The organism is Halorhodospira neutriphila, from assembly GCF_016584055.1.
Classification (GTDB): Bacteria; Pseudomonadota; Gammaproteobacteria; order Nitrococcales; family Halorhodospiraceae; genus Halorhodospira; species Halorhodospira neutriphila.
On the sequence record NZ_NRSH01000223.1, the window covers coordinates 1 to 1,798 of the forward strand.

General features: G+C 77.9%; 3 protein-coding genes. 1 reads left to right on the forward strand and 2 read right to left on the reverse strand.

The window, feature by feature from the left end; all coding sequences use genetic code 11:
* A partial coding sequence (locus tag CKO13_RS11965; protein WP_200261332.1) for a laccase domain-containing protein occupies positions 1–248 on the reverse strand: 248 nt, incomplete at its 3' end.
* The gene (rluD, locus tag CKO13_RS11970) at positions 241–1,182 is read right to left on the reverse strand and encodes a 23S rRNA pseudouridine(1911/1915/1917) synthase RluD (protein ID WP_200261334.1); all 942 of its coding nucleotides are present in this window, start codon (positions 1,180–1,182) and stop codon (positions 241–243) included. The genes CKO13_RS11965 and rluD, both read right to left, overlap by 8 nt.
* 65 nt (positions 1,183–1,247) lie before the next feature.
* Between rluD and bamD the strand changes: the two genes are divergently transcribed.
* On the forward strand, positions 1,248–1,798 hold a 551-nt coding region (gene bamD, locus CKO13_RS11975; RefSeq protein WP_200261336.1), incomplete at its 3' end, for an outer membrane protein assembly factor BamD.

A 1,798-nucleotide genomic window follows, 5' to 3' on the forward strand; every position in this document is an offset into this window, starting at 1 on the left:
CCCTCGTGGGCGGCGACCACCCGGGTGCCGTGGACCTGCTCGAGCCAGCGCGGCGGCTCGGGCAGCCCCGCCGCCTCGATGAGCCGCCGGCGGTTCTCGGCGACGGCCTGCGGGTCATCCCCCACCGCGTCGCCGAGGTTCAGGGCGGCGAAGGGCGGGCGGCTGCAGCCGCCGGCCCGGGTCGTCGTCAGCGCCCGCACCCCCGGCGGCGCCGGCCACAGGGCGGGGATCCAGCGCGGCTCAGCCACCGCGCAGCGCCTCGAGCAGCGCCGCCAGGTCCTCCGGCGCCGGCGCCTCCCACGCCGCCTCGGCGCCGCCGTCCGGGTGGCGCAGGCTCAGCCGCCGGGCGTGCAGGGCCTGGCGGCGGAAGCCGCCGAGGGCCTCGCGCAGCGCCTCGCTCGCCCCCTTGGGGAAGACCGGGCGGCGGCCGTAGACCGGATCGCCGAGCAGCGGCAGCCCCACGTGGGCCATGTGGACGCGGATCTGGTGGGTCCGCCCCGTCTCCAGGGCGACGTCGAGCAGGGTGTGGGCGGCGAAGCGCTCGGCGACCCGGTAGCGGGTCGCCGCCGGCCGGCCGCCGGAGACCACCGCCATGCGCTTGCGCTCCCGCGGATGGCGGGCGATGGGGGCCTCGACCCGGCCGCCGGCGGTGGGCCGGCCGACCACCACGGCCTGGTAGGTGCGCCCGACCCGCCGCTCCTGGAGCTCGGCGACCAGGTGGGCGTGGGCGGCGTAGGTCCGGGCGACGACCAGCAGCCCGGAGGTGTCCTTGTCGAGCCGGTGGACGATCCCCGCCCGCGGCAGCGCCGCCAGCGCCGGGTCGTAGTGGAGCAGCCCGTTGACCAGGGTGCCGCCCGGGTTGCCGGCGCCGGGGTGGACCACCAGCCCCGCCGGCTTGTCCACCACCAGCAGCGCGTCGTCCTCGTGGACGATCCGCAGCGGGATGGGCTCGGGGAGCAGCGGCGTCTCGGTCGCCGGCTCCGCCTCGAGGGTCACCGCCTCGCCGGCGCGCACCGGGTCCCGGGGCCGGCGCGCGGCGCCGCCGACCGCCACCCGCCCGGCGCGGATCCACTGCTGCAGGCGGCTGCGCGAGTAGTCGGGGAAGAGCGCCGCCAGCGCCCGGTCGAGGCGCTCGCCGGCGAGCGCCTCGGGGACCACGGCCTCGTGGGTCTGTCGCTGCATCGGTAGGGTCACTGCCTCGCAGCCGCTACAATAGCGGTCTCTATCCTCGGATCCGGAGCCTGCGCATGAGACGAGCCGCCCCCTGGGCCGCGATCGCCCTCGCCGCCACCGTCGCCGCCGGCTGCGCCGGCGCCCCGGCCGAGCGCGGCGACGAGCAGCGCAGCGCCGCGGCGCTCTACGCCGAGGCGCGGGAGAGCCTGCGCAACGGCGCCTACAGCACGGCCATCGAGGACTTCGAGGACCTCGTCGCCCGCTACCCCTTCGGCGAGCACGCGCTGCAGTCGCAGCTGATGATCGTCTACGCCCACTACCGCGCCGGGCAGCACGCCTCGGCGGTGGCCGCCGCCGACCGGTTCATCCGCATGCACCCGCGCAACGAGCACGTCGCCTACGCGCTCTACATGCGCGGCGTCGCCCGGCAGGCCATGGGCCCCGGCGGCCTCGCCAGCCTCGTCGGCGCCGACCCCACCCTCCGCGACCCGGAGCCCAAGCGCCGCGCCTTCGCCAACTACCGCCGGCTCGTCGCCGAGCACCCGGACAGCGAGTACGTCGCCGACGCCCGGCGGCGCATGGAGGCCATCCGCACGGAGCTCGCCGCGTACGAGCTCCACGTCGC

What these genes read in the sequence shown, in the direction of transcription:
- rluD (WP_200261334.1), bottom strand. Translation starts at nt 1,182, where the DNA reads ATGCAGCGACAGACCCACGAGGCCGTGGTCCCCGAGGCGCTCGCCGGC.